General features: G+C 68.8%; 20 protein-coding genes and 2 tRNA genes. 7 read left to right on the forward strand and 15 right to left on the reverse strand.

Annotated elements, in window-relative coordinates:
• Nucleotides 1–32: 32 nt before the first annotated feature.
• Nucleotides 33–110 (reverse strand) — tRNA-Ile (locus tag ACWEIJ_RS17030).
• Nucleotides 111–215: 105 nt separating this feature from the next.
• Between ACWEIJ_RS17030 and ACWEIJ_RS17035 the strand changes: the two genes are divergently transcribed.
• The gene (locus ACWEIJ_RS17035; protein WP_449838107.1) at nt 216–677 is read left to right on the forward strand and encodes a GNAT family N-acetyltransferase; all 462 of its coding nucleotides are present in this window, start codon (nt 216–218) and stop codon (nt 675–677) included.
• Here ACWEIJ_RS17035 and ACWEIJ_RS17040 read toward each other — a convergent pair.
• Both ACWEIJ_RS17040 and ACWEIJ_RS17045 read right to left on the reverse strand, forming a co-directional pair.
• Entirely contained in the window at nt 632–1,489 is an 858-nt protein-coding gene (locus tag ACWEIJ_RS17040) for an oxygenase MpaB family protein (protein WP_449838108.1), read from the reverse strand. The genes ACWEIJ_RS17035 and ACWEIJ_RS17040 overlap by 46 nt on opposite strands.
• A 71-nt stretch (nt 1,490–1,560) precedes the next feature.
• A tRNA-Asn gene (locus ACWEIJ_RS17045) sits at nt 1,561–1,633 on the reverse strand.
• Nucleotides 1,634–1,777: 144 nt separating this feature from the next.
• Here ACWEIJ_RS17045 and ACWEIJ_RS17050 point away from each other — a divergent pair.
• Complete coding sequence (locus tag ACWEIJ_RS17050; protein ID WP_449838109.1) at nt 1,778–2,047, forward strand: hypothetical protein; 270 nt, start codon at nt 1,778–1,780, stop codon at nt 2,045–2,047.
• Nucleotides 2,048–2,053: 6 nt separating this feature from the next.
• On the opposite strand, the gene ACWEIJ_RS17055 is transcribed toward ACWEIJ_RS17050, so the two are convergent.
• From ACWEIJ_RS17055 to dnaG, 3 genes are read right to left on the reverse strand one after another with little or no spacing between them, the layout of a single operon-like run.
• Nucleotides 2,054–2,794, reverse strand: coding sequence for a trans-aconitate 2-methyltransferase (locus ACWEIJ_RS17055; protein WP_449838110.1), 741 nt, complete (start codon nt 2,792–2,794; stop codon nt 2,054–2,056).
• A 40-nt stretch (nt 2,795–2,834) separates the two neighbouring features.
• Nucleotides 2,835–3,326, reverse strand: a complete 492-nt coding sequence (locus ACWEIJ_RS17060) for a hypothetical protein (protein ID WP_449838111.1) — start codon at nt 3,324–3,326, stop codon at nt 2,835–2,837.
• The gene (dnaG, locus tag ACWEIJ_RS17065; RefSeq protein WP_449838112.1) at nt 3,326–5,215 is read right to left on the reverse strand and encodes a DNA primase; all 1,890 of its coding nucleotides are present in this window, start codon (nt 5,213–5,215) and stop codon (nt 3,326–3,328) included. Before dnaG ends, ACWEIJ_RS17060 begins: the two co-directional genes overlap by 1 nt.
• A gap of 49 nt (nt 5,216–5,264) precedes the next feature.
• Here dnaG and ACWEIJ_RS17070 point away from each other — a divergent pair, with 49 nt between their 5' ends.
• Entirely contained in the window at nt 5,265–6,125 is an 861-nt protein-coding gene (locus ACWEIJ_RS17070) for a sigma-70 family RNA polymerase sigma factor (RefSeq protein WP_449838113.1), read from the forward strand.
• A gap of 115 nt (nt 6,126–6,240) precedes the next feature.
• Entirely contained in the window at nt 6,241–6,873 is a 633-nt protein-coding gene (locus tag ACWEIJ_RS17075) for a dioxygenase family protein (RefSeq protein ID WP_449838114.1), read from the forward strand.
• Between the two features lie 15 nt (nt 6,874–6,888).
• Here the strand turns inward: ACWEIJ_RS17075 and ACWEIJ_RS17080 are convergent, their stop codons facing one another.
• Nucleotides 6,889–7,701 carry a class I SAM-dependent methyltransferase gene (locus ACWEIJ_RS17080; protein WP_449838115.1) on the reverse strand — a complete coding sequence of 271 codons (813 nt, stop codon included), beginning with the start codon at nt 7,699–7,701 and terminating at the stop codon, nt 6,889–6,891.
• Between the two features lie 4 nt (nt 7,702–7,705).
• Nucleotides 7,706–8,263 carry a carboxymuconolactone decarboxylase family protein gene (locus tag ACWEIJ_RS17085; protein ID WP_449838116.1) on the reverse strand — a complete coding sequence of 186 codons (558 nt, stop codon included), beginning with the start codon at nt 8,261–8,263 and terminating at the stop codon, nt 7,706–7,708.
• 94 nt (nt 8,264–8,357) lie between these two features.
• Between ACWEIJ_RS17085 and ACWEIJ_RS17090 the strand changes: the two genes are divergently transcribed.
• Complete coding sequence (locus ACWEIJ_RS17090) at nt 8,358–8,537, forward strand: hypothetical protein (RefSeq protein ID WP_045310960.1); 180 nt, start codon at nt 8,358–8,360, stop codon at nt 8,535–8,537.
• On the opposite strand, the gene ACWEIJ_RS17095 is transcribed toward ACWEIJ_RS17090, so the two are convergent.
• The 5 genes from ACWEIJ_RS17095 to ACWEIJ_RS17115 all read right to left on the reverse strand — a co-directional run bounded on the left by ACWEIJ_RS17095 (nt 8,534) and on the right by ACWEIJ_RS17115 (nt 13,319).
• On the reverse strand, nt 8,534–9,052 hold the full coding sequence (locus ACWEIJ_RS17095; protein ID WP_449838117.1) for a Scr1 family TA system antitoxin-like transcriptional regulator: 519 nt from the start codon (nt 9,050–9,052) through the stop codon (nt 8,534–8,536). The two genes, ACWEIJ_RS17090 and ACWEIJ_RS17095, sit on opposite strands and share 4 nt — an antisense overlap.
• A gap of 79 nt (nt 9,053–9,131) precedes the next feature.
• On the reverse strand, nt 9,132–10,133 hold the full coding sequence (locus tag ACWEIJ_RS17100) for a serpin family protein (RefSeq protein WP_449838118.1): 1,002 nt from the start codon (nt 10,131–10,133) through the stop codon (nt 9,132–9,134).
• Between the two features lie 21 nt (nt 10,134–10,154).
• Entirely contained in the window at nt 10,155–11,162 is a 1,008-nt protein-coding gene (locus tag ACWEIJ_RS17105) for a serpin family protein (RefSeq protein ID WP_449838119.1), read from the reverse strand.
• A gap of 244 nt (nt 11,163–11,406) precedes the next feature.
• Entirely contained in the window at nt 11,407–12,645 is a 1,239-nt protein-coding gene (locus ACWEIJ_RS17110) for a deoxyguanosinetriphosphate triphosphohydrolase (protein ID WP_449838120.1), read from the reverse strand.
• Nucleotides 12,645–13,319 carry a YdcF family protein gene (locus ACWEIJ_RS17115; protein WP_449838121.1) on the reverse strand — a complete coding sequence of 225 codons (675 nt, stop codon included), beginning with the start codon at nt 13,317–13,319 and terminating at the stop codon, nt 12,645–12,647. The genes ACWEIJ_RS17110 and ACWEIJ_RS17115 overlap by 1 nt, the downstream gene beginning before the upstream one ends.
• Before the next feature lie 52 nt (nt 13,320–13,371).
• Between ACWEIJ_RS17115 and ACWEIJ_RS17120 the strand changes: the two genes are divergently transcribed.
• Together ACWEIJ_RS17120 and ACWEIJ_RS17125 are read left to right on the forward strand one after the other, a co-directional pair.
• Nucleotides 13,372–14,103, forward strand: coding sequence for a Type 1 glutamine amidotransferase-like domain-containing protein (locus ACWEIJ_RS17120; RefSeq protein WP_449838122.1), 732 nt, complete (start codon nt 13,372–13,374; stop codon nt 14,101–14,103).
• Between the two features lie 16 nt (nt 14,104–14,119).
• Entirely contained in the window at nt 14,120–15,019 is a 900-nt protein-coding gene (locus ACWEIJ_RS17125; protein WP_449838123.1) for a serine hydrolase, read from the forward strand.
• On the opposite strand, the gene ACWEIJ_RS17130 is transcribed toward ACWEIJ_RS17125, so the two are convergent.
• Nucleotides 15,009–15,509, reverse strand: coding sequence for a hypothetical protein (locus tag ACWEIJ_RS17130; RefSeq protein WP_449838124.1), 501 nt, complete (start codon nt 15,507–15,509; stop codon nt 15,009–15,011). The two genes, ACWEIJ_RS17125 and ACWEIJ_RS17130, sit on opposite strands and share 11 nt — an antisense overlap.
• Before the next feature lie 209 nt (nt 15,510–15,718).
• Complete coding sequence (locus ACWEIJ_RS17135; RefSeq protein ID WP_449838125.1) at nt 15,719–17,116, reverse strand: glycine--tRNA ligase; 1,398 nt, start codon at nt 17,114–17,116, stop codon at nt 15,719–15,721.
• Nucleotides 17,117–17,160 lie beyond the last annotated feature (44 nt).

Genomic DNA, 17,160 nt, shown 5'->3' on the forward strand with positions numbered 1-17,160 from the left:
CCCGTCCACGCTTCGACACACCCATGCCGTGATGGTGGGGCAGGTCGGATTCGAACCGACAACCTGACAGATTATGAGTCTGCTGCTCTGACCGGTTGAGCTACTGCCCCCTCGCAGCGGCGGCACGAACCCGGCAACGCTGCGTGGTGGAGGATACCGATCACGCCGAACGGGCCTTGCGCACCCCCGTGGCGAGCGACACATAGGCTGCACACGTGCGTTTGACCCTCCGCGACTTCACCCCGGCGGACGAGCCCGAGGTGCTGCGGCTGTTCGCCGAGTGCGACGACTGGTTCCAGGCCGCCACGGGCCACCCGTCCGGGCCCGGTGACGTGCAGAGCCTCTTCTACGCGCTGCCGGAGGGGGCGCGTGACGAGCAGAAGCACCTGCTCGTCGCGGAGGCGGAGGGGATGATCGGGTTCGTGGACCTGGTCGTGGACCACCCGGAGCCGGGGCACGCGACCATCGGGTTCTTCCTGGTGCCGCGCGACCTCCGGCGGTGGGGCATCGGCACCGAGATGGCCAAGGCGCTCACGCAGCGCTATCCCGGCGTGACGCATGTGCACGTGAGCCTCACGGACTTCAAGCCCGGCAACGAGTTCCTCAGGGCCATGGGCTTCACCCTCAACGGTCAGCGCGCGGTGCTGGAGCTCGCGCCGAGGTCCGACGGCCGGTAGCCGTCCGGGTAGCCGGGGTAGGTGCGGTTGCGCGCGCGGGTCAGCTTCAGCGTGCGCCGCACGGGCATGCGGCGCACCACCAACGCACGCAGCCGCAACGCCAGCCGTCCCACCGCCCCCACCCACGAAGGTGGGGCGGTGAAACCGAACGCGCGCACCATCAGCGGGTCCAGCATGCCGACGACGGCGCGCGAGACGACGGGCTTGAGGATCGACGGGTACCACGAGCAGAACAGGTCGACGGTGTACTGCCCGATGCGGCGGTTCGACGGGGCGAACACGAAGTGCTTCTGCTCGTAGGCCGCTTTGAAGGCCCGGTAGGCCTCGAAGTCGGAAGGAATGTCCCGGATGCCCATGCGCGCGCCGACCGCGCGGTAGAAGTGGAACGCCGCCAGCTGTTCGTTGCGCGTCAGCGGGCGCCAGCCGTACTGCAGGAGCCAGTCGATCGGGTCGTAGATGAACGTCGCCAGGACATACAGCATGTCGTCGTTGGAGATGTCGTAACGGCCGTGCTGCCGGTTCACGACGCGTAGCGCCTCACGACCGCGTGGGGAGTCGTAGCCGTGCTCGACGAGCTCGGCCATGAGGACGGCGGTGTCGTCGTAGCGCTTCTGCGGGCGGCGTTCGAACTCGCCGGTGCGCTCCAGCAGGCCCGAGATCGCCGGCACGCAGTACGTGCGGAACAGGGCCAGCTCCAGCGACTTCTGGTAGTCCCACGGGAACTCCAGGCCCGCGGAGATCCTCATGATCTCCTCGTGGTCGGCGACGGGGTCCAGCGACGTGATGCGGCGGAGGTTCGAGAAGCGGGACATGCACCCAAGCTGGCTCACGCGCCCACAAAGCACTAGGCCCCAGTCGGATGACTGGGGCCTAGTGCCTTACGCTCCCCCAACTGGACTCGAACCAGTAACCCTGCGATTAACAGTCGCATGCTCTGCCAATTGAGCTATGGGGGAATGTTCTGTTGTGGTCTTGCCTGTCAGGCTTGGTTCCTCCTGACAGTGGGTAACTCTACATGAGTCTCAAAACGGGTTCTGCAGGCACCCCCCCGTTTTGCGGTTAAATGGCCTCTGACCAGCCACAATGCGAGAGGAGACCCCATGAAGGGCATCTTGGTCGGCATGGCGGTCGGCTACGTGCTCGGCGCCAAGGCCGGGCGGGAGCGCTACGACCAGATCGTTCGGCTCTGGCACCGCGTCACGGAGAACCCCACGGTGCGCAGGACGGCGAGCCAGGCCAAGGACAAGGCGTTCGAGGCCGCTCACCAGGCAAAAGACCTCGCCGTGGACGCTGCGGAGAAGGCCGCCGAGAAGGCTCCGTGGCGGCACCAGGAGGAGGCCAACGGGCGGCCCGTCACCCCTCGGGCGTGATCATCTTCACACCTGGGCCACCACGAAGATCCGCCTGAACGGGAACCACGTCGTGCCGTCGGCCCGCCGCGGGTAGGCCTCGCGCAGTCGCGGCGCCAGTTCCGCGACGTACGCCTCCCAGTCCGATGAGGACAGTGCCGCGCGCACCGGCCGCAACGCCGTGCCGGTAACCCATTCGAGCACCGGATCGGGCCCGGACAGCCGCTGCACGTACGTGGTCTCCCAGGCGTCCACAGAGGAGCAGCCGGCCAGCAGTTCGGCGTACTCCACGGGGTCCAGCACGGGCTTCTCCGCGCGGAAGACGTGCGCCAACGACGGTCCGGCGACCTCTCGGATCAACCGGTGCGAGGCGTCCGAGTGGTTGCCGGGCACCTGGAACGCGAGCCACGCGCCGGAAGGCAGCGCCGTCGCCCACTTCTCCACGATCGAGGGATGTGACGGAACCCACTGCAGCACCGCGTTGGACACCAGGACATCGGTGTCCGGCAACGGTTCCCAGGTCGTCACGTCGTCGACGCGCGCATCCACGCCCGCGGCACGAGCGGCCTCGACCATCTCGACGGACGAGTCGAACGCCTCGACGACCGCGGAAGGCCACCGCGAGGACAGCGACGCGGTCAGATTTCCGGGCCCACAGCCCACATCCACCACACGACGGGGCTCCGCGGCCCCCACGCGTGCCACCAACTCGTAGAACGGCCGCGCCCGGTGATCGGCGAAGGCCAGGTACTGCGCCGGATCCCACATACGGCTAACAGTACACGCGTACTGCTAGCCCGCCAGTCCTTTAATGCGACAGCCTTGAAACGAACGCGGAAACGGCCACGCGCACGTCCGCGAGATCCACTCCGGCGTCTCCACGCGCCTGCCACACGACACCGTCCTGGCCGGGGATCTTGCGCTGCAGGATCCACACCCCCGGCGATTCGACGCGCTCCCGGTGCCGGATCGAGCTCTCGACGCGCTGGCTGATCGCCCGCAGCACCCGGCTGGGTTCCTCGACCGCGAACCGTTGCGCGGGAAGGTCTTCCAGCAGCACGACGGGACCTTCCGCGCCGGCCTCCCGCGCCTCGACCACGCGCAGCGCGCCCTCCCACTTCACCTTGCTGATCAGGTGCCACCCGATCCGCCGGGGACCGGGCACCCACAGCCCGAGAGAGGTGACGACGAGGTGCCCGTCCGGCACGGGAGCGGACGCGATCACGGTCTCGTCCGGCTCCAGCGACCCGGTGAACCCGTCCGGCGCGCCGGAGCCGAACAAGCGGCGGAACAACCCCACTACAGCACTCCAGCGCTCTGCTGCAGGAGCGCCTTGCGGTACTCCTCCAGCGCCACCAGGTCGCCCCACAGCGCCCGGTACTCGTCGGCGTCCTTGATCGGCGAGAGCCGGCGCAGCCGCGACTTCACGTCCTCGATCTGCTTGCCGACCTGCACCTCCTGCAGCCGCGCGATCACCATCGACACGTAGCGGAACTCGTCGTCCTGCTTGACCGCCAGCGGTTCCACCGCGAGCTCGGTCAGCACCGACCGCACCGACGCGTGCGAGCACGCCTGCGAGATCGCGTCGAGGTACGCCGTGCCCGCGAGCCCGGAGGACGCGCCGCCGGCGTCGCGGATCGCGCGGTGCAGCGCCACGTAGGCGGGGTCCGTGAACGCCTCGTCGGGCAACGAGTCGTACAGCGGACCGGCGTACTCGGGCAGCCGCAGCGCGACCTTGAGCACCTCGCGTTCGGGCACCAGCCGCGGGTCGCGCGGGTTCGGCCGCGGCGGGCCGTCGACCTCCACGCCGAGCGCCATCTGGTTCGGGTCGACGCGCTGAGCAGCCACGACCGGCGCCTTGCCACCGGCGACCTGGCGCACCCGGCGCACGACCATGGCCTCGTCGTCCCAGCCCACCCACCAGGCCAGGCGCGTCGCGTAACCGTCGCGCTTGGCGCGGTCCTTGATCTGCGCGACGAACGGCACCATCTTCTTCAGCGCCTCGACGCGCCCGTCCACCGAGTCGAGGTCGTACGCCTTGAGCTGCGCCTTGATCGCGAACTCGATCAACGGCGTGCGCCGCGCCACCAGGTCGCGCACGGCCACGTCGCCCTTGGCCTGCCGCAGCTCGCACGGGTCCATGCCGTCCGGCGCGACCGCGATGTAGGTCTGCGCGGAGAACTGCTGCTCCCCCTCGAACGCCTTCAGCGCGGCCTTCTGGCCCGCCTCGTCGCCGTCGAAGGTGAAGATGACCTCGCCGTTCACGTCGTCGTCGATCAACAGCCTGCGCAGCACGTTCATGTGGTCCGTGCCGAACGCCGTACCGCAGGAGGCGACCGCGGTCGGCACGCCGGCCAGGTGCATCGCCATCACGTCGGTGTAGCCCTCGACGATGACGGCCTGCTTGCGCTTGGCGATCTCCCGCTTGGCCTGGTCGAGCCCGAACAGCACCTGCGACTTCTTGTAGATCATCGACTCGCTGGTGTTGAGGTACTTCGCCTGGATCGGGTCGTCGTCGAAGATCCGCCGCGCGCCGAACCCGACGACCTCGCCGCCGATGTCCTTGATCGGCCACAGCAGCCGCCGGTGGAACCGGTCGATCGGCCCCTGACGACCTTCCTTGGTGAGCTGCGACTTGATCAGCTCGGTGAGCTCGAAGCCGCGGCCCAGCAGGTGCTTGGTGAGCTTGTCCCAGCCGCCGGGCGCGAACCCGCAGCCGAACTGGCGGGCCGCGGCCTCGTCGAACCCGCGCTCGGCCAGGAACTCGCGCGCCGCCTGCGCCTCCGGTGAGGCGAGCTGCTCGGCGTAGAACTCGGCGGCCACCTTGTGCGCCTCGATGAGCCTGCTGCGGGTGCCGCGATCGCGCTGGATCGTGACGCCGCCGCCCTCGTAGGTGAGCTGGATGCCGGCCCGGTCCGCGAGCCGCTCGACGGCCTCCACGAACGACAGGTGCTCGACCTTCATCACGAAGGCGATCACGTCGCCGCCCTCGCCGCAGCCGAAGCAGTGGAACGTGCCGTGCGACGGGCGCACGTTGAACGACGGCGTCTTCTCGTCGTGGAAGGGGCAAAGCCCCTTGAGCGCTCCCCCGCCCGCCCGCTTCAGCGAGACCTGGTCACCGACGACCTCGTCGATGCGGCTGCGCTCACGCACCAACGCGATGTCGCTTTCCCTGATGCGTCCTGCCACGCCCCGAGTCTACGGCTTGTGAAAAACCCGGGATGGCAGACTGCGGCTCGTGACCTCCGCCGAAGACTTCGGGCTTCACCGCACGCATCTCGTCGGTGTCGCCTACCGGTTGACCGGCAGCGTCGCCGACGCCGAGGACGCCGTGCAGGAGGCGTGGCTGCGCTTCTCGTCCGCCGAGGGGATCAGGGACGTCCGCGGCTGGCTCACGACCGTCGTCAGCCGCATCTGCCTGGACCGGCTGCGGTCCGCGGCCGTGCGCCGGGAGACCTACGTGGGCTCGTGGCTGCCGGAACCGCTGCTGACCACGAGCGAGGACGACGACCCGCTGGCGTCGGTGGTGCGGTCCGACGGCGTGCGCATGGCGGCGCTGGTCGTGCTGGACCGGCTGACCCCGGAACAGCGCGTCGCGTTCGTGCTGCACGACGCGTTCTCGTTGCCGTTCACGGAGATCGCGGACGTCCTGGGCGTCACGCCCGAGGCCGCCCGGCAGCACGCCTCCCGTGCGCGCAAGGTCGTCGCGGGCGCCGAGCCACCTCCGCGCGCGGCGCTGGCCGAGCAGCAGGAGGTGCTGGAGAAGTTCCTCCAGGCCATGTCGAGCGGGGACATCGACGCCGTGCTCGGCCTGTTGCACCCGGACGCGGTGATGATCGGCGACGGCGGCGGCAAGGCGCGCACGGCGGTCAACACGGTCGCCGGCGCGGACAAGGTCGCCCGCTTCTTCCTCGGTCTCGTGCGCAAGTACGGGTTCCCGGAGATGCAGCCGGTGCTGGTCAACGGCGACCTCGGCGTCGTCATGGCGGCGCAGGGGGACGTGGCCGCCCGGGTGACGACGTTCACCGTGCACGACGGCAAGGTCCTCGCCGTCTACGACATCGCGAATCCGGACAAACTGGCCCACATCGACCTCTGATCAGCGCCTTTGGTCTGGACCGTTCCTGGTTGCGGCATCGTCGGGTCACTAACGTTCGGAGCCGTTTGGTCAGCCCAAGACCCCTGCCGCGGGTTGCAACCATCGGAGTTCCGACATGCCCGAACACGACAACAGCCACTCACGCCGGGCGTTCCTGGCGACGGGTGCGGCCACCGTGGTCGCACTCACCGCCGCCGGCACCACCAAGGCGCTCAGCGCTCCTCTCCCCCTCACCCCGACCTGCGTCGATGACGACGACACCCCGTCGAACATCGAAGGTCCCTACTTCAAGCGCAACTCCCCGGAACGCACGAACCTGCGCACGGCCGGCGTCACCGGGGTCGTGCTCTCCCTGACCGGGTTCGTCTACACGTTGAAGTGCGCGCCGATTCAGCACGCCCTGCTGGACTTCTGGCAGGCCGACGACAAGGGCGTGTACGACAACAGCAGTCCCGCGTTCAAGATGCGCGGGCACCAGTTCACCAGCACGACCGGCGCGTACGTCCTGGAAACCGTCGTGCCCAAGGACTATCCGGGCCGAACGCCGCACATCCACGTCAAGGTGCAGGCGCCGAACGGCCCGATCCTCACCACACAGCTGTTCTTCCCGGACAACCTCCAGGCGTACGGCATGAACGTGGCCGCGCTGAACCGGCGCGACGGCTTCATCAACCGCGACTGCACGGTCGAGCTCAGCCCGCTCGTCGGCAACCGCTACACGGCCCGGTTCGACTTCGTCGTCGAGTAGTGGTCATCTCAGAGATCACCACCGCAGGCGCAGCAGCTTCCCGACGTCCCGCAGCTTCGGGATCGCGCTGACGACCTTCATCTGGATCCTGCCGGACCTGGGCAACGCGTCCAGGTGCGGCAGGTCCACGCTGCGCCAGGCGTCCACAGCGGTCAGTCCGGGGTGCAGCGCCTCGACCTCGCGCGGGTCGTCGACGCCCCAGTGCAGCGTCGCTCCGGCGTTGCGCACGGCCGGGACGAGCCTCTGCAGCTTGATCCCCCACGAGCCGTAGACGTCGAACAGCAGCTCACCGCTGTCGAACCTGCTGGTGATCCGCCTGATCAACCCATGACCTTCCTCCCGCGTGAGGTACATCGAGAGACCCTCGAACACCGCCACCACGGGACGATCCGCGGGCGCCGCGGCGAGCCACTCGTCCTCGGTCACGGACGACGCCACGAGCCGGTAGTCACCGGACGGTTCCGGCAACAGCTTGTGCCGCAACGCAACGACGTCCGGCATGTCGACGTCGACCCACCGCACCGTGTCCGGCCGTTCGATGCGATGCGCGCGGGTGTCCAGGCCGCACGCGAGGTGCAGCACCGTGCAGGACGGGTTGCGCTGCAGGAACTCGCGCGTCCAGTCGTCGAGCACCCTCGCGCGAATGGCGACGCCGACCGCGCTCGTGAGGTTCATGCCGGTCTTGGCGAAGTCGTAGTCGATCCGGTCGACGGCACGCTTCGCCTCGTCGTCGCGCAGCACGGAAGTGGTTTGTTCGCTGTCGATCGCCCGGCCGTACAACGTGGCGAGCATGGTCTCCTGGGCACCCGTCAGGGTGATCTTCTCCACGTGCCTAGTGTGCCGGGACGCGACAGGCGTCGCCGCTCGTGAACCCCTGGTCCCTGATGCCGAACGCGCTGTTGAACCGCGCCCGCTGGTTCTCCAGCGAGATCTGGTAGGTCAGCGCGACGAGTTCCTTGCGCCCCAGCAACCTCTCCAGCTCGGCGACCTGCTCGTCGGTGACGCTGACGGGCGTGTCCGTGATCGCGTCGGCGTACGCGAGCGCCTTGCGTTCGATGTCGGTGAACAGCGGTGAGGTGGCATACGAGTCGATGTGCTTCAACCGTTCGATGTCCAATCCTCCGTGCTTCATGAGCATCGCGCCGAAGTCGACGCACCACGAGCAGCCGAGCTTCACGGCCGTCCGGTAGACGCACAGCTCGAACAGCGGCCCGTGCGCAGCCTTCTTGACCGCGAGCTCGTGCCGTCCGCTCGCGATGAGCAGCTTCGGGTGGTGCGCCAGGACCATGGCCGGCTCCGGCACCGCCCCGAACTCACGCCGCGCGAACCAGTACACGGCCCTGGTGAGCAGGCCCGCTTCCTTCTTGGTGACTCCCTTGATCCTCGTCATGCTCACTGGACGAGACAGCGTCCACGAACGTGACAGCGAACGTGACACCTTTGGGTGACTGGGTTGCGGGGCGAGCAGCTCATAGGGTCCTCGCATGAGCAACGACTTCGTGCTGGACATCGATCACGAGTCGGCCGGCCTGCTGGCGGGGACACTGCTGGCGGGCGATTCGTGTGCGGTGCCGGTGCGTCACCAGAACGTCCGGCTGCTGCTGTGCGCGTTGCCCGGCGAGGACGGCATGCGGCTCTTCCTGCGCCGCAACACCCCCAGCTAACGGTCGTACACGGCCACGTAGTCCATCAACAGATCGCGCGACCGCTCGTTGTCGAGCGCGACGGCGTGCATGCGCTGAAACACCAGCACGGCCCGCTCGACGGTGGCCGCGTCGCTGACGAGTGCCCAGTTCGCGAGGTAGACGAGCGGCGGCTCGTGCTCGTACTGGATCAGCGCGTAGTCGAGCCCGACCGCCGCCGCCCCGCCCGCGCTGGCCGGCACGACCCTGATGGACGGCGCGTGGAACAGCAGGTGCAGGATCTGGTCCTCCATCAGTCGGTTGTTCCCGACCGCGGTGCGCAACGCGTACTCGTGGATGAAGAACACGCACTGCGGCAGCACGCCGTCGCGTTGCAGCTCCGGCGCCGGGGTGAGGCCGAGCGCGCCGGCCAGCGCCTTCGCGTAGCACTCGGTCCGCAGGAGGACGGGAATGGTGACGGCGCTGAAGCAGGTGATCCGCGTGGCGCCTGCCGTGGCGAGCACGACGAGCTGCTCGCCGGCACCGTGCTGGGTCATGCCTGGAACGGTAAAGGCGTGATCATGATCTCGCCGCGCGAAACGCTCGCCCATCAGGGCGAATGCGGCGGGAAAACGGTTACGGACAGGCGATCTGCGCGAGGAAGTAGATCGCCTTCGACCGCGCGTGCCGCACGGCCAGCAGGAACGGCCGGTCGACGGTGACCACGATCGGGTCCCGGCGGTTCGGCCGCGCACCCCGGCTGATCATGACCGCGGTCGCGGCGGCACCCTCCAGCCCCTGCTCGTCGACGCGCAACACGGCCTCGTGGACGACCTCGCTCACGATCAGGTGGTCCGGCGAGATTCCGCCCAGATCCGCGTCCTCGGCGAACATCGCCCGCACACCCAGCTCCGCCAACGTCTCCGCCAGGTCGTAGTTCGCGCTGACGTCCACTTTGGGCAGTGACAGCGCGACCTCGGTGGTGGTGCGGACCTCGAACACCGACGGGTCGAGCGGCTGCTCCAGCGAGGTGTCCGGCAACAGCACCAGCATCTCGACGCGATCCTCCGTGGGCAACGCGACGGTCTGCCACCCGTCGTGCCGGGCGTAGCCGAGCTTTGCGGTCACCTTCATCGTCGGCACCTCGACGTCACCGCCGGGCGCGTGGAAGTTCCGCGGTTTCGTCGCGCCGGCCTTGAAGGGGTTGCGCCAGCCGGCCTTGAGGTACAGGGCGTTGACGAGGACCGCGACCGCGGCCGGGGAAAGGCGGCCGAGCAGTTCGGGGACGAGTCCGCGGGTCGCTTCCTCGACGTCGGCGTTGATGAGCTTGCGTGCGGTCGCGGGGTCGGCGAAGGCCGTCCGCCGGACCGAGGAGGCCAGCGAGAACCCGGGGTTCAAGGTCAGGCTGTCGTCAGCCCACAACTTGTTCGCGACGGACAGCTCCGGCACGTCCAGCGCGTCGCCGGGGTCGAAGTCCCGCAGCAACGCGTCGAGCTCGGCGCGGGTCCGGCCGCGGGCGCCCTCGCGGACCAGGGCGAGAGCGCTCGCCACCGAGAACGGTGACCAGCACGCGTTCTCTTTCGGATCAGGAACGGCGACGCGGTGCAGGTTCCGGGCGAAGCTGGCCTGATCAGTCAAGATTCCCCCAGGACGTCGGTGTCACGGGCGGGCGACCTGCGCGAGGAAGTAGATCGCCTTCGACCGCGCGTGCCGCACGGCCAGCAGGAACGGCCGGTCGACGGTGACCACGACCGGATCGGCCGGGAGCTCGAACGACACGGTCCGGAACGTGACGGCGGTGGCCGCAGCGCCCTCCAGACCCTCCTCGTCGACGCGCAGCACGGCCTCGTGGATCACGTCGTCGACGAACAGCCGTTCGTCCGGCGAGAGCCCGCTGAAGTCGGCGTCGCGCGCGAACATGCGCCGGACCCCGAGGCGTTCCAACACGTTCTTGAGCTGGAACTTCTCCCGAACGTCCACTTTGGGCAGTGAGAGCTCGACGTTCATCCGGCTGGTGGCGTCGAACACCGACGGGTCGAGCGGCTGGTCCAGTGAGGTGTCCGGCAGCAGGATCACGGCCTCGACACCGGAGGCCGCGGGCAGCACCACCGTCTGCCAGCCGTCGTGGCGGGCGTAGCGGAACTTCTCGGTCACCTTCATCGTCGGCACGTCCACGTCGCCGCCCGGTGCGTGGAACGGCATCTGCTCGGTCTCTCCCGCGGCGAACGGGTTCAGCCAGCCCACCTTGAGGTACAGGGCGTTGACGATGATCGCCGCCGCGTCGGGGGGCGGCGGGCTCGTCAGCAGTTCGGGGATCAGGCCGCGGGTGGTCTCGGCGACGTCGGTGTTGAGGAGCTTGCGGACCGTCTGCGGATCCGAGAACGCCGTGCGCCGCACCGACTCCGCGAGCGAGAAGTCCGGGTTCAGGGTCAGGTCGTCGTCCGCCCACAACGTGTTCGCGACGGCCAGTTCGGGGACGTCCAGGGAATCCGCGGGGTCGAATCCGGCGAGCAGCCCGTCGAGCTCGGCACGGGTCTCGCCGCGCGCGGCCTCGCGGGCCAGCGCGAGCGCACTGGCCACCGAGAACGGTGACCAGCACGCGTTCCGCGACGGGTCAGGTACGGCGACGCGGTGCACGGCGAGGGCGAAGTCGGCCTGATCGGTCACGGAGAATCTCCCCTACTGACGTGGGTCCGGCAGTGACACCATGATCGGATCTTCCGGGACGGGCCGCTCTCCCGCTCCTCCCATCGGCCCAAGTGGTTTGGGGTGACGGGGTTCGCGCACACCGGCCGACCCGTCGTCCCCCTCGTCTTCAGTGGGGAAGCCCGCCGGCACGGCTTCCCTGCTCGGTCTCCGCCACGGCCAAGGTCGGCCCGGCGGTCTGGATTCGTCCGCCATGCCCTCGAAGCTACGCCGATGCGCGGTGCCAGGCCACGGCCTGCGCGTCGGTGAGCAGGGCGACCTGGTCGACGACGACGCGAAGCCTTGCCGCGTAAGAGGAAGCGGCCGCGAACACCGGGCGGAACACGGGGTCGAGCAGCGTCGGCCGTTCCATCAACCGGGTGACCAGATCGGTGATGAGCTCGCGCTGCCTGGCCTGCATGGCCAGCCGGGCCGGGTCGCTCATCACGTACCGGACGGCCATCGCCTTGAGCAACGCCACTTCCGCCGCGACCTGCGGTGGCACCTCCAGCGCCGCGTTGTACCTCGTGAGCGCTCCGTCGCCGTGCACCTCGCGGGTCGCCGTCACGGCCGCGGTCGCGAACCGGCCGACCAGCTCGCTGGTGAGGTTCTTCAACGCCACCTGCGCGCCGAGCGAGCCGTCGTACTCGTGCTCGGTCCAGAAGCCGATGACCGGCAACGTGAGCAGCTCCTCCGCGGTGGCTTCGAGCGTGGCGACGGACTCGTCGGAGAACGTCTTGGCCGCGAGCGACGCGATGGCGGCGCGTTCGTCGGCACGGGCCAGCGCGCCCAGGCTGATGCGGTGGGCCAGCACGCCGTCCTCGACATCGTGCACCGAGTACGCCACGTCGTCGGCCCAGTCCATCACCTGCGACTCGATGCAGCGCTCACGGTCCGGTGCTCCCGCACGCATCCACTTGAACACTTCGAGGTCGTCGTCGTACACGCCGAACTTCACCGTGCCCGGCGTGCGCGGCCACGGGTACTTGGTCGCGGCGTCGAGCACCGCGCGAGTGAGGTTCAGGCCGTGCGCGGTCTTCGGTTCGAGGCGGGCGAGGATGCGGAACGTCTGCGCGTTGCCCTCGAAGCCGCCGCACGGCCCGGCGAGTTCATTGAGGGCCCTCTCGCCGTTGTGCCCGAAAGGCGGATGGCCGATGTCGTGCGCGAGACCGGCCGTGTCGACGATGTCCGGGTCGCAGCCCAGTTCCTCACCGATGCCGCGGCCGATCTGCGCGACCTCCAGCGAGTGGGTGAGCCGGGTGCGCGGGACACCGGTGACCTCGGAGCCCTCACCAGGGCCGACGACCTGCGTCTTGCCAGCGAGCCGGCGCAACGCCGCGGAGTGCAGCACACGGGCCCGATCGCGGGAGAACGGCGTGCGCGTGTCGGTGCGGGCACCCGGCAGCGCGGCGCTCTTCGGTTCCTCGGGGAGCAGGCGCTCCGCGTCGTGGCCGGTGTATCCCATCACCCGATTTTAGGGAGCTTGAGCTCGTCGAACACGCCGGCGTGAGCCTTCATCAAGCGGTAGTACAGCAGCGCTCCGGTCTCGCGCTTGATGTAGAACCACTGCGTCTCCCGGGTCTGCACGTTCGGGCCGACGCGGGTCGGTGACGTCCACGCGTGCAGACCGGCGTCCTCGGCCATCGTGCGGGCGCGCAGCGAGTGCCACGGGTCGCTGACGATCACGGCGGTCTTCAGGTCGCGTTCCTGGGCGACCGAGGCGACGGCCCGCAGCGACCCGAGCGTGTCCGCGCCCTCGCCGACCTGCAGCACGCGGTCCTCCGGGACCCCGCGCTTCACCAGCCACAGCTTGCCGACCTGGCCCTCGGTGAAGTTGTCGCCGGGCTGGCGGCCGCCGGTCGTGGCGATGTAGCCGACGACACCCGCCTTGTAGAGGCCGAGCGCGTGTTCGAGCCGGGCTTCGAGCACGTCGGACGGGACGCCGTTGTACTGCGCGGCACCCAGGACGATCGCCATGTCGGCCTTCGTCCAGTCGTCCACGCGCGCGACCTGCCACACGCGGAACGCCGTGCCGCCCACCACGAGCACACCGACGACCAGTGCGCCGAAGAACAGGCGCAACACGATCCGACGAATCCTGGCCAGAGGTTTGAGGGGTGGGGTCCGCACTCCAAGCATGGTTCCAGAACCGGCCCGGCGGTGCGTTGACGCCCCTGCGAGGATCATCGTCATGCCTGCTGAGCAGCCCACCATCCTCGCCACGTCCGGAGGCCTGCGCGCCGGCCACCGGACCTACGTCGAATTCGGCGACCTGATCCACTTCGCGGTGGACCTGGCCGGTGTGGAGGGTCGCGCACCGCGGCTCTGCCACGTCGGCACCGCCGGGGGCGACCAGCGGTACATGAACGCGAACATGGCCGAGGCGGGCAACGTCGCGGGCATCGGCGTCTCGTTCCTGAACCTCTTCACGATGCCCCCGACCGACGACCTCGAGGACTTCGTGCTGTCCCACGACGTCATCTGGGTGGGCGGCGGCTCGGTGGCGAACCTGCTCGCGGTGTGGGAGGTGCACGGCCTCGGCGCGGTCCTCCGCAAGGCGTGGGAGGCCGGCGTGGTGCTCAGCGGTGTGTCGGCGGGCTCGATCTGCTGGCACGTCGGCGGGGCCACCGACTCGTTCGGCCCGGAGCTGCGGATCGTCACCAACGGCCTCGGCTTCCTGCCCTACGGCAACGGCGTGCACTACGACTCCGAGGAGACCCGCCGCCCGAAGATCCACGAGGCGGTGGGCGCGGGCCTGCTGCCGACGACGTACTGCACCGACGACGGCGTCGGCCTGCTCTACCGCGGCACCGAGCTCGTCGAGGCCGTCTCGGAACGGCGTGGGTCCGGCGCGTATGTCGTGACCAGGGAAGAGTCTTCAGCAACCGCTCAGGAGGAAAAGCTCGACACCAGGCTCCTGTGACACGGACCTTGGAGGGGTGCGCTGGACTCTGATCTTCTTCCTCGCGGCGGCCGTCTTCGTGATCCCGGACGCCATCCCGTGCCATGCGCACGCGACGCAGTCCGCTCAGGTGTCGCGCGGTCCCGACGTTCTGGACACCGACCAGGCGCCTGATACATCGGACATCGGATCCGATGTATCGCACTCCAGCCCCGACATCTCGGCCACGACACCGCCGCCGTCGGCGGTATCCAATATATTGCCTGCTGATATATCGGATATCGCCGCGGCGGGCGGCAAGTCCGACGTCGGCTTCGCCGTGATGGACCTGCAGACCGGCCAGGTCGTCTCGGACCAGGGCGACAAGCCGTTCTACTCGGCGTCGCTGGCGAAGCTGATCCTCGCCACCGACGCGTTGCAAGAGCCGCTGTCCGAAGAGGACCAGGATCTGATCCACCGCGCGTTGAGCGTCAGCGACGACGACGCCATGGACGTGCTGTGGGAGAGGTTCGACGGCATGGACGCCATCGGCCGCGTCGCCACCGAAGCAGGCCTCACCGGCACGCACGCCCCGGACGACCCGTCACAGTGGGGCGAGGTCGTCATCACCGCGAACGACATGGTCCGGCTCTACCACTACATCCTCGGCTCACCGGTCCGCGACACGATCGTCGCCGACCTGTCGTCGGCGCAGGCCACCGCCGCCGACGGCTTCGACCAGCAGTTCGGCCTGCTCGGCGTCACCGGTGCCTACGCCAAGCAGGGCTGGATGTTCTACCTGCCGAGCGAGGTCTACCTGCACAGCGCGGGCGTCCTCGACAACCGCTACGCCGTCGCCGTCCTCACCACGAGCCCGACCGGTTCCTGGACCACAGCCCGTCAGGCGATCAACGCGGTCTCCAAGGCGCTGCTGGTGAAGCTGGGCGTCAACAACTGATCCGGAACACGCGGCGCGCGGTGAAGAACGCGACCCCGCCCAGCACCACGAGCAGGACCAGCACCGCGAGGTACACCGCCGACCCCACCGTGAACGGCACCTCGCCGCGCAGCGACATCACCTCGAAGAACAACGGGAACAGCACACTGAAGACCGCGCCGCCCCACCACACGCCGAGCAGCCGCAGGACCAGGCGAGCGTTGTTCACATCGACGTACTCACCCTGCGCACACGAACGGCCAGTGGCGAGACTGAGCCCGGACAGCACTCCCCAGAACGCGCCGATCCCGCCCATCATCACTCCGATCACATTGATCGGGTTGTGGGAGGACGGCAGGTTCAGGCCGACCGCGACGAGCACGATCCCGAACACCAGCGCCATTCCGACGATCGGCAGGCCCATCACCGTCAACCGCGCCCGAATCCGTTCGACGCGTGGCGCGGAGACCCACACCCAGTGCGGTGACGGACCCTGACCGATCATGATCATTCGGTCACCGTGATCGACCCATGAGGAAAGTGCCGACGCGACGACGTCGTGGCCGGGCAGCGTCGGACCCGCGATGGCGTTCCGCGGGCGGCGGCATCTCGGCCATCACCGCCCTGACCTGCCGCACGCCGACCGGTGCAGCCTGGAACCGGCGCGGCGGTTCACCTCGACCGATGATCACCGGTCGAGGTTCCCACACGTGACCGAGCTCAGCAGCCGATGAGGCGTGCGGCCAGGTAGGACTCCAGCTGGTCCATCGCCACCCGCTCCTGCGACATCGTGTCGCGCTCCCGCACCGTCACGGCGTGGTCGGTGAGGGTGTCGAAGTCGACCGTCACGCAGAACGGCGTGCCGATCTCGTCCTGGCGGCGGTAGCGGCGGCCGATGGCGCCGGCGTCGTCGAAGTCGACGTTCCAGTGGCGGCGCAGCGCGGTGGCGAGGTCACGGGCCTTCGGGGACAGCTCGGCGTTGCGCGACAACGGCAGCACGGCCACCTTCACCGGCGCCAACCGCCTGTCGAGCTTCAGCACGACGCGCTTGTCCACGCCGCCCTTGGCGTTCGGGGCCTCGTCCTCGACGTACGCCTCCAGCAGGAACGCCATCATCGGTCGGCCGACACCGGCGGCCGGTTCGATGACGAACGGCTTGTAGCGCGAGTTGGTGGCCTGGTCGAAGTACGACAGGTCGACACCCGAGGCGTTGGAGTGCGTGGTGAGGTCGTAGTCGGTGCGGTTCGCGATGCCCTCCAGCTCACCCCACTCCTGGCCGCCGAACTGGAAGCGGTACTCGATGTCGACGGTGCGCTTCGAGTAGTGCGAGAGCTTCTCCTGCGGGTGCTCGTAGTGCCGCAGGTTCTCCTTCGCGATACCCAGGTCCGTGTACCAGCGGGTGCGCTCGTCGATCCAGTACTGGTGCCATTCCTCGTCTGTGCCCGGCTCGACGAAGAACTCCATCTCCATCTGCTCGAACTCGCGCGTGCGGAAGATGAAGTTGCCCGGCGTGATCTCGTTGCGGAACGACTTGCCGATCTGGCCGATGCCGAACGGCGGCTTCTTGCGGGAGGTCGTCTGCACGTTCAGGAAGTTCGTGAAGATGCCCTGCGCGGTCTCGGGGCGCAGATAGTGCAGGCCCTCCTCGGTCTCGACCGGACCGAGGTGCGTCTTGAGCAGGCCGTTGAACATCTTCGGCTCGGTGTACTGGCCGCGCACGCCGCAGTTGGGGCACGGCACGTCCGACACGTCGCCTTCGGCGACCTCCTTGCCGGTGCGCTCGGCGTACTCCTCGGACAGGGTGTCCGCGCGGAACCGCTTGTGGCACGACTCGCACTCGATCAGCGGGTCGACGAACGCCTCGACGTGACCGGAGGCGACCCACACGTCACGCGGCAGGATGACCGACGAGTCCAGGCCCACGACGTCCTCGCGGCCGCGGACCATGAAGTTCCACCACTGGCGCTTGATGTTGTCCTTGAGCTCGACGCCCAGAGGTCCGTAGTCCCACGCCGAGCGGGTACCGCCGTAGATCTCCCCGCACGGGTAGACGAACCCCCTGCGCTTGCAGAGGCTGACAACGGTATCGATGCGATCGGCGGCCAACGGGAACTCCATCGGGGGAATGAGAATCGGGGGCTCAAGCCTAGCCCGTCACGTTG

Source organism: Lentzea sp. NPDC004789 (assembly GCF_053601075.1).